The sequence below is a fragment of the Streptomyces sparsus genome (assembly GCF_054776295.1).
On sequence record NZ_BAAHCA010000108.1, the window covers coordinates 1 to 9,277 of the forward strand.

The following is a 9,277-nucleotide window of genomic DNA, read 5'->3' on the forward strand; positions in this document are numbered from 1 at the left end:
CCGCCGACCTCGCCCGGCTCGTGGCCCGCCGCTTCCGCCGCGCCAACCGCCGCCGACTCGAACGGTACGAGCGCTACGAGCGCGCCGCGGCCAACCTGCGGCTGGCGTCCCGCGGCCGGGCGGTGGGCAGTTGACGAGCCCTCCGCACCGCCCGCAGGCCCGCTGGCTGACAGCGGTCATCGTTGTGCTGCTCATCGCCGTGCCGGCGGCCTACCTGGTGCTGTCCGCGCACCAGAGCCGGGACAGCGGCAAGGACAAGCAGGCGGTCGCCTCCGCGACCGGCCTGGTGTGGGAGTGGCCCAGCAAGGCGACGCGCCGCATCTACGACGTGCCGATCCCCTCCAGGTCCACCTACGTCGGGTACTTCGAGACCAACTCCTGGGAGAAGAGCTCCCTCCACGTGCAGTTCCGCACGTCACCGAAGAAGCTGGACAGGTTTCTCGACGAGATCGGCACCAGCCGCGACGCGCTGCGGAAGGGGACGAGCACGGTCACCGACAAGCAGGCCGACCTCGTCGGCTGGAACCTCGACGTCTCCGGTCACGTCTACGCCGGCACCACCGTCGAGCAGCCCGGCTACCGGCCCGACCTGGCCGTCACCGTCGACCTCACCCGCCCCGAACGACCCCAGGTCTACGTCGTCTCCACCGCCGAGTTCTGATCCCGTTCGCCTGCGCCCCTGGTCGACACACGGCTCGTTCCGGTCGACACACGGCTCATTCCGACAGGAACGCGGGCAGCGACTCAGGGGGCCGGGCCACCACCGCCCGTCCGTCCTCGGCGGTGACGATCGGCCGTTGGATGAGAATCGGATGGGCGGCGAGCGCCTCCAGCCAGCGGGCACGATCGGCCGTCTCGCGGGGCCACGACGTGATGCCGAGGTCGGTCGCTTCCGGCTCGCCGGTGCGGGTGATGTCCCACGGCTCCAGGCCGAGTCGCCGCAGGACCTCCTCGAGCTCCGCCACCGTCGGCGGATCCTGCAAGTAGTGCCGAACGGTGTAGTCGGCGCCCTCGGCGTCCAGCAGTGACAGTGCGGACCGGCACTTGGAGCATGCCGGGTTGATCCAGATTTCCATGCGCTCGTCTCTCCAGGGGACGGACGGGGACGATCGACTGTAGCCGTCGCCCGTTACCCGTTCGGCGGTCCGGATACGGGTAACTTCCGCGTCCCGACCGGCTCGCGGGGCACTCTGACCGGTGGAGGTGATCACCATGTCCGAGCAAGGGACGCTGAAACTGCACCAGGTGGTGCTCGACAGCACCGACATCCGGGGGCTCGCGGAGTTCTACCGGTCGCTGCTCGGTCTCGTCTACGGACCCGGGGACGAGCCGCCCGAGGCGGGGCACGCCGGCGAACGGGGACAGGACTGGCTGGTGCTGCGCACCGCCGACGGCACGCCCCGACTGGCCTTCCAGCACGTCGACGGGTTGACGCCGCCGACCTGGCCCGACGGCCCGGTGCCCCAGCAACTGCACCTGGACCTGAGCGTGTCGTCGATCGAGGACCTCGACGCGCAGCACGAGCGCGTCCTGAGACTCGGCGGCCGCCTGCTGTCCGACAACAGACAAGGACCTGACGAGCCCTTCCGCGTCTACGCCGACCCCGCCGGCCACCCCTTCTGCGTCTTCGTCGCCTGAGCCTCCGCCCCTCCCCGCCCCGGACGGCCGGGCGCCGGGCCGGCACCCGGCGGCCGGCTTCCACGTGACGGCTCACGCACCGTTCGCAGGGGAGGGCTCGGCGAGGTCAGCGGCGGTGTCGTGGCCCGCCGGCCCGACCTCCGGGGTCGCCGCCTCGTTGTCGGTCGGGAGGAGAGCGGTGTTCTGCGGGCCGCGCAGGGCGACGTAGAGGAGCAGGGCGGTCATGACGGCGGCGCCGATCCACATGGACTGCTGCCAGCCGTCGACGAAGGACTGCTGTGCGGCGTGGATCAGGCCGTCGGCGTGGCTGCCGGTCTCGGGTGCGACCTCGATGGCGTTGGCGATGCCTTCGCGTGCGGTGTCCGCCGCTCCGGCGGGAAGACCGCCGAGCTTGCCGTCGATGGCACTGCGGTAGCCGCTCGCCAGGAGCGCGCCGAGCATGGCGACGCCCAGGGCGGTCCCGAACTCCCGGGTGACGTCGTTGAGCGCGGAGGCGACGCCCTGCTTGGCGCGGGGCAGGGAACTGGTGATGGCAGCGGTGGAGGGTGTCATCGACAGACCCATGCCGATGCCCATGGCGAGCATGCCGGCCAGGACGGACGGGTAGCCGCCGTCAACGGACACGAACGCGGCCATCAGCGCCAGGCCGAGGGCGGCCAGGGCGATGCCCACCGTCATGGTGGAGCGGGCTCCGACCCTGGCGGCCACCTTGGGGGCAAGGCCGGAAGCCGCCATCATCATGACGGCCATCGGCATCATCGCCAGGGTCGACAGCAGCCCGGACCAGCCCAGTACGGCCTGGAAGAACGGGAACAGCACGACGGCGATGCCGGCCTGGACACCGAAGACGACCAGCAGCGTGACCGAGCCGCCGGCCAGACCGCGCTCCCGGAACAGGCGCACGTCCAGCAGCGAGGCGTCCCGGCGGTGCGATTCCCAGACGACGAAGGAGACGGCGGCGATGACGCCGACGGCCAGGCTGATCAGGGTGACGGGGGCCGCCCAGCCGCGTTCGGGGCCCTCCTGAAGAACGAAGATGAGGCCGACCACGGCGACGGTGGAGATCAGCGCACCGATGGTGTCGAAGGAATGGGCGGAGTCCTCGCGGGAGTTGGGCACCGACCTCAGCGTCATCGCCAGCGCGACGACGGCCAGGACCACGGGCAGCACGAACAGCCAGCGCCAGTCGGCGACGTCGACCAGGAGAGCGGAGAGGAACATGCCCAGGATGCCGCCGCCTCCGGCGACACCGGTCCACACGCCGATCGCCTTGCCGCGCTCCTCCTCGGGGAAGGTGGAGGTGATGACGGCGAGAGTGATCGGCATGATCATCGCGGCGCTGACACCGGCGGCCACACGAGCGGCGATCATCACTCCGGCCGACGGAGCGATGCCTGCGACAACGCTGGCGACAGTGAAGACGATCAGGCCGGTGACCAGCATGGGCTTGCGCCCCAGCCGGTCACCGGTGGCGCCGAGCGGCAGCAGCAGTGCGGCCAGCGCGAGGGTGTAGATGTTGATGATCCACAGGACGGTGGTCTGCGAGGCACCGAACTCGACGGCCATGTGGGTCTGGGCGACGTTCAGTCCGGACACGGAGGCGATGACGGCCATCAGCGCGATCGAGACGGAGGCCAGGATCGCGCGCAGCTGACGCGGATCCGGCGCGGTTTCGCCGTTGACCTGCGCGGTCGCCGCCTGGGGAGGGAGGTCGGTACTCAATGTCTTCCTTCCGAGAAGGGCATGTCGGAGCAGCGCCGGGACAGGCCGGTCGCCACGTGGGTGAGATGGGGTCTGCTCGCCGCGCGGACCGCTGGATCGCGGTTGCGCGTTCTTCAGCGGAGGGGTTCGTGTGTCAGGGAGTGGTTCCTTGTGCGGCGGCGGCGAGCGCGGCGTCGGTGTCTGCGACGGCCAGCAGGGCGTTGATGTGGGAGCCGGCCAGGGCCCCGGCCGCGGCGGCGGCGCCGACCTGGGCGGTGGGGTCGGTGGCGTTGCCCGCCACCCACACGCCCGGGATCCCGGTGGAGCCGGCCGTGTCGGAGACGAAGCGGCGCCCCGTGTTGGCGGGCAGCTCCTCGATGGGCAGGCGCAGCCCCTCCAGCCCCTCGGTGCGGGCCTGCATCCGCGTGGCCACCGCCAGGACGCTCCGCTCCACGACGGTGCCGTCGTCCAGGCGCACGCCCACCAGGGTGCCGCCCGCGTCGTCGACGACCTTCCTGACCGGGGTCTCGACGACGCGGACGGCGCGGGCGGCGAAGCGGGCGCGCGTCTCCCCGTCCAGCTCGGTGCCGCGGGTGAAGAAGACCAGGTCATCCGTCAACTGGCGGAACAGCCAGGCGTGGTGGACCGAGGTGGGCCCGGTGGCGAGGACGCCGATCGGCTCGTCGCGCACCTCCCAGCCGTGGCAGTAGGGGCAGTGCACCACGCTGTGGCCCCAATGCCGGGCCAGGCCGGGTACGCCGGGCAGCTCGTCGCGCAGGCCGGTGGCGGCCAGCACCCGGCGCGCCGTCACCGTGCGGCCGTCAGCGAGGGAGACGGCGAACCGCACGTCACCGCCGCGTGTCGGGTCGGCGGGCCCGGCGGAGACGACCTCACCGCGTACGACCCGGCCGCCGTACGCGCGGACCTGCGCCCGCCCGCGCCGGAGGATCTCGGAGGGCGGGGTGCCGTCCAGGACGAGGAAACCGTGCACGGCCTCGGCGGGTGCGTTGCGCGGAGCACCGCTGTCGACCACCACGACCGAGCGGCGCGAGCGTGCCAGCATCAGCGCACCGTTCAGGCCCGCGGCGCCACCGCCGATCACCACCACATCCACGGTCCCGCCCGTCAGTGCGTCGCTCTCGTGGTGAGAAGTCTGCGCAGACATGTCGCGCCCTTTCGTCGTGCGTGGGCCCTCGTACCGGGTCACCTCTCCACGACGCTAGCCCCGTGTTGCATCAAGGGCATACGATGTTGCCTATGACGCAAGAAGATGGGCAGTTGGACAGCCTCGTACGCAAGCGAATCCGCGCCCTGCGCGTCGCGCAGGGCTGGTCCCTGGAGGAACTGGCCACCCGGGCCAACCTCAGCCAGTCCTCACTGAGTCGCATCGAGAACGGTCAGCGACGCCTGGCCCTGGACCAGCTGGTCACCCTCGCCCGCGCTCTCGACACCACTCTGGACCAGCTCGTGGAGAACGCCGCCGACGACGTCGTCGTCAGTCCGATGATCGACGGAGCCCACGGTCTGATGCGCTGGCCCGTGAAGGGCGACCCCGGCATGAGTGTGATGCGGCAACGCATGACCGACCCGCCGCCCGACAATCCGGCCCGTATGCGCGCCCACCCCGGCCGCGAATGGCTCGTCGTGCTGTCCGGCACCGCCGTCCTGATGCTCGGCCACCGCCGCTTCCGCGTCGAGACGAACCAGGCCGCGGAGTTCCCCACGATGATGCCCCACGCCATCGGCGCCGAGGGCGGACCGTGCGAGATCATGGGCATCTTCGACCGGGACGCCCGCCGCAGCCACCAGCAGGGCGCCGGGGAAGCCGAAGTCGGCTGAGGGCGCGCGCGGGGCCCCCGGTGCAAGGAGGGCGGCAGCCGTGAAGCAGGCGCTTCCGGGGTGACCTTGCGTGGCAGGCAGCACGCCGAGCCACCTTCTTGCGCATTCAGCAAGGAGTCGTGCGATAGACGCATGCCGTGCCTACGGTGTTGCCATGACACGCATGCACCAGCACACCCCTCACCAGGGCCAAGGTGTCCACCACCCCGACCACGACCACGGCGGTCACCATGAGCATGGTGACGCCGGCCAGGCGGAGATCCTCGACCTGGATGCCGAAGTACTTGCCGAGCACACGGCGTCCATCACCGCCTGGCTACCACTTCAGGGCGAGCCGCGCCACATCGTGGACCTGGGCTGCGGAACCGGCGCCGGCACCTTCGCGCTTCTCGAACGCTTCCCCGACGCCCACGTCACCGCCGTCGACGCCTCGGCCGGGCACCTGCGACTCCTGCGCGAGAAGGCGTGCGTCCGCGGAGTCGAGAGCCGCGTACGGACCGTGCACGCCGACCTCGACACCCACCGCTGGCCCGATCTCGGCAACCCGGACCTGGCGTGGGCATCGGCCTCGATGCACCACATGGCCGACCCCGACCGCGCCCTCACGAGCGTGCACGAACTGCTCGCTCCCGGCGGCCTGTTCGCCGTCGTCGAACTCGCGGGCTTCCCTCGCTTCCTGCCCGCCGACGTGCCAGCGAACCGGCCCGGCCTCGAAGAACGCGTCCATGCCGCGACCGACAGCTTCCACGCCGAACACGTCCCGCACCGCGGCGCCGACTGGGGCCCGATGCTGACAGCCGCCGGCTTCACCGTCGCGGACGAGCGCACCATCACCGTCAACATCGAAGGTGAGCGCAGCGACGTGGTCAACCGCTACGCCCACGGCAGCTTGCAGCGCTTCCGCAGCGCAGCCGCGCCCGCCCTCAGCCCCGAGGACCTCGCCGCGCTCGACCAACTCCTGGACACCGACAGCCCGAACGGCATCCTGCGCCGCGACGATCTCACCGTACGCACCGAGCGCACCGTCTGGGCCGCCCGCCGCCCCTGACGCCGCCGCCCCGGGCGTGCCGGAGCTGTCCGGACGGATGACGGGAGCCGTCGGACGGGGACCGGCAGTGTGGGATCCCGTGATACATGAGAGGGTCCGACGGGTGAGCGAGACACCACCGAACCCCCTTCAGTACCGCGTCGACGGACCTGCGGGCGCCCCCCTGCTGGTACTCGGACCCGCGCTCGGTACCACCTGGCACATGTGGGACCGGCAGATTCCCGAACTGACCCGCAACTGGCGAGTGCTGCGCTTCGATCTGCCCGGCCACGGCGGCGCTCCCGCCCACCCGGCGTCCTCCGTCCCGGAGCTCGCCGCCCGGCTGCTGGCGACGCTGGCGGGCGTGGCGGGAGCCGAGCGGTTCGGCTATGCCGGCTGCTCGCTCGGCGGCGCCGTCGGCGCCCGACTGGCCCTCACCCACCCGCAGCGGCTGACCTCCCTCGCCCTGGTCTCGGCGTCACCGCGGCACGGCACGGCCGACGAGTGGCGGCAGACCGGTGTCGTGGTGCGCACCAACGGCCTGGACCCGGTCGCCCGCAGCACTCCCGAGCGCTGGTTCACGCCTTCCTTCACCACGGTGCAGACGGCGATCGTCGACTGGGCCGTGCAGATGGTCCGCACCACCGACCCCGGCTGCTACATCGCCGCCTGCGAGGCGCTCGCCGCCTTCGACATCCGTGACGCCCTGCCGCGTCTCAACGTGCCGACGCTGGTCGTGGCCGGCGCGGAGGACCACGTCGTGCCGCCCGCCGACGCCCGGGCACTGGTCGCCGGCATACCGGACGCCCGGCTCGCGATGGTGCCCGGCGCCGCCCACCTGACGCCCGTCGAGCGGCCGGGTGAGGTCACCGAACTGCTGCTGAAGCACTTCTCCACGGTGTGGCAGGACGGGTCCGCCACCGGCGCGCACACCGCGGCGCCCACGCCCCTGTTGGATCCACCGCCGCCGCACAGCGCCGCCATAGCGGAGCTCACCGCGGCCGACGCCCCCACCGGGCGCCCCGACCCGTACGACACCGGCATGCGGATCCGCCGTGAGGTGCTGGGCGACGCCCACGTCGACCGTGCGGCGGCGAACGCGGACGACTTCACCGGCGACTTCCAGGACTTCCTGACCCGCTACGCGTGGGGGGAGGTGTGGTCCCGCCCCGGTCTGGACCGGCGCACCCGCTCGGTGGTGACGCTCACCGCGCTCGTCGCCCGCGGCAACCTCGACGAGCTGGCCTTCCACACCCGGGCCGCGCTGCGCAACGGGCTCACGCCCGCGGAGATACGGGAGGTGCTGATGCAGACCGCCGTGTACTGCGGGGTGCCGGCTGCGAACTCGGCCTTCGCCGTGGCCCAGCGTGTGGTGCGCGAGGAGACGACCCCACGCCCCTGAGCAGCGGACGCCCCGTCACCGGCGGAAATCCAGCAGTGCTGCCGTCCCGACGCCGGCGGACGCACCCGGGGAGCCGCTGTCCGGTGGCGCCGCGGCTTCCCAGGCGCCCCGGCGGGCTCGCGTAGCACAATGGACGCATGTGGTTGACAAAAAAGAGCCATGCCTGTGTGCGGTTGGAGAAGGAAGGACGCACCCTGGTCATCGATCCGGGCGCCTTCAGCGAGGAGGACGCGGGCATCGGGGCGGACGCGGTACTGATCACCCACGAGCACCCCGACCACTTCGACGAGGGCAGGGTGCGGGCCGCGCTCGACGCCAACCCGGCCGCGCAGGTCTGGACGTTGCGCAGCGTCGCCGACCGGCTCTCCGCCGCCTTCCCCGGCCGGGTCCACACGGTCGGGCACGGCGACGTCTTCCGGGCGGCGGGGTTCGAGGTGGCCGTCCACGGTGAACTGCACGCGGTGATCCATCCCGACATCCCGCGGATCACGAACGTCGGCTACCTGGTGGACGGCTCGGTCTTCCACCCGGGCGACGCGCTCACCGTGCCGGGGCAGCCGGTGGACACCCTGCTGCTGCCGCTCCAGGCGCCGTGGAGCAAGTTCTCCGAGATCGTCGACTACCTGCGGGAACTCCAGCCGCGGCAGGCGTTCGACGTGCACGACGGCCTGCTGTCGGACCTGGCCCCGCCGGTGTACGGCCGCATGCTGTCCGACCAGGGACCGGGCATCGGCGTCACGGAGCACCGCAGATTGCTGCCCGGCGAGTCCGCCGGGGTGCGATAGCCGGTAGGTTTGGCGCATGGGCCTGCGTATCGCCACCTGGAACATCAACGGCATCAACCCGCGGCTGGACCGGCTGCTGGACTGGCTGGAGAGCAGCGGCACCGACGTGCTGTGCCTCCAGGAGCTGAAGTGCACCGACGAGCAGTTCCCGGCCGAACAGTTGCAGGAGCGCGGCTACGAGGCGGCGGTCAACGCCGGCGGCCGGTGGAACGGTGTGGCGGTGCTGTCCCGGGTCGGCATCGAGGAGCCCGTCATCGGTCTCGCCGGGGGACCGGCGTTCGAGGAGGTCGAGGAGCCCCGCGCGGTGAGCGCCACCTGCGGCGGCGTGCGGGTCTGGTCGGTGTACGTGCCCAACGGGCGCGAGGTGTCGCACCCGCACTACGCGTACAAGCTCCAGTGGCTGTCCGCGCTGCGGGTGGCGGTCGGCGAGGACTCGACGGGTGAGCGGCCGTTCGCGGTGCTCGGTGACTTCAACGTCGCGCCCACCGACGAGGACGTCTGGGACCCCAGCCAGTTCGAGGGTGCCACCCATGTGACCGAGGCCGAACGGCTGGCGCTGACGGCGCTGGGTGAGATCGGGTTGCAGGAGGTGCACCCGCGCGCGCTGAAGTACGACGTGCCGTTCACCTTCTGGGACTACCGGATGCTCGGCTTCCCGAAGAACAAGGGCATGCGCATCGACCTGGCCTTCGGCAACGACGCCTTCCGCTCCTCGGTGAAGGACGCCTACGTCGACCGGGAGGCCCGCAAGGGCAAGGGCGCCTCGGACCACGCGCCGGTCGTGGTCGACCTCGACCTGTGACGTGAGCCCCGCCCCGCCCCGCCGCCAGGGCGCGGTCCGGCGGCCGGCGTGTGACGTCCCCGGCCCGGACCGGCCCGGGGTCC

Annotated in this window: 10 protein-coding genes; 7 read left to right on the plus strand and 3 right to left on the minus strand. The window is 71.9% G+C overall.

Translation table 11 applies throughout. The annotated features are described in order from the left end of the window. The first annotated feature begins 130 nt into the window (after nt 1–130). Entirely contained in the window at nt 131–661 is a 531-nt protein-coding gene (locus tag ACYVE9_RS08670; RefSeq protein ID WP_461027161.1) for a hypothetical protein, read from the plus strand. A gap of 55 nt (nt 662–716) precedes the next feature. Here ACYVE9_RS08670 and ACYVE9_RS08675 read toward each other — a convergent pair whose 3' ends face one another. Continuing rightward, on the minus strand, nt 717–1,076 hold the full coding sequence (locus ACYVE9_RS08675) for an arsenate reductase family protein (RefSeq protein ID WP_461027162.1): 360 nt from the start codon (nt 1,074–1,076) through the stop codon (nt 717–719). Nucleotides 1,077–1,212: 136 nt separating this feature from the next. Between ACYVE9_RS08675 and ACYVE9_RS08680 the strand changes: the two genes are divergently transcribed. Beyond that, a complete protein-coding gene (locus ACYVE9_RS08680) occupies nt 1,213–1,638 on the plus strand; it encodes a VOC family protein (RefSeq protein WP_461027163.1) in 426 nt (141 codons plus the stop codon). A 72-nt stretch (nt 1,639–1,710) separates the two neighbouring features. Here the strand turns inward: ACYVE9_RS08680 and ACYVE9_RS08685 are convergent, their stop codons facing one another. Next, a complete protein-coding gene (locus ACYVE9_RS08685) occupies nt 1,711–3,360 on the minus strand; it encodes an MFS transporter (RefSeq protein ID WP_461027164.1) in 1,650 nt (549 codons plus the stop codon). A gap of 133 nt (nt 3,361–3,493) precedes the next feature. After that, complete coding sequence (locus ACYVE9_RS08690) at nt 3,494–4,504, minus strand: NAD(P)/FAD-dependent oxidoreductase (protein ID WP_461027165.1); 1,011 nt, start codon at nt 4,502–4,504, stop codon at nt 3,494–3,496. Nucleotides 4,505–4,596: 92 nt separating this feature from the next. Between ACYVE9_RS08690 and ACYVE9_RS08695 the strand changes: the two genes are divergently transcribed. The 5 genes from ACYVE9_RS08695 to ACYVE9_RS08715 all read left to right on the plus strand — a co-directional run bounded on the left by ACYVE9_RS08695 (nt 4,597) and on the right by ACYVE9_RS08715 (nt 9,194). Next, nucleotides 4,597–5,178 carry a helix-turn-helix domain-containing protein gene (locus ACYVE9_RS08695; RefSeq protein WP_461027166.1) on the plus strand — a complete coding sequence of 194 codons (582 nt, stop codon included), beginning with the start codon at nt 4,597–4,599 and terminating at the stop codon, nt 5,176–5,178. A 154-nt stretch (nt 5,179–5,332) separates the two neighbouring features. Then, on the plus strand, nt 5,333–6,226 hold the full coding sequence (locus ACYVE9_RS08700; protein WP_461027167.1) for a class I SAM-dependent methyltransferase: 894 nt from the start codon (nt 5,333–5,335) through the stop codon (nt 6,224–6,226). A gap of 103 nt (nt 6,227–6,329) precedes the next feature. Continuing rightward, nucleotides 6,330–7,607: a bifunctional 3-oxoadipate enol-lactonase/4-carboxymuconolactone decarboxylase PcaDC gene (gene pcaDC / locus ACYVE9_RS08705; RefSeq protein WP_461027168.1), complete on the plus strand. Its 1,278-nt coding sequence runs from the start codon at nt 6,330–6,332 to the stop codon at nt 7,605–7,607. Between the two features lie 137 nt (nt 7,608–7,744). Further along, nucleotides 7,745–8,392 carry an MBL fold metallo-hydrolase gene (locus ACYVE9_RS08710; RefSeq protein WP_461027169.1) on the plus strand — a complete coding sequence of 216 codons (648 nt, stop codon included), beginning with the start codon at nt 7,745–7,747 and terminating at the stop codon, nt 8,390–8,392. 22 nt (nt 8,393–8,414) lie between these two features. Further along, nucleotides 8,415–9,194, plus strand: coding sequence for an exodeoxyribonuclease III (locus ACYVE9_RS08715; RefSeq protein ID WP_461027170.1), 780 nt, complete (start codon nt 8,415–8,417; stop codon nt 9,192–9,194). The last annotated feature ends 83 nt before the right edge of the window (nt 9,195–9,277 follow it).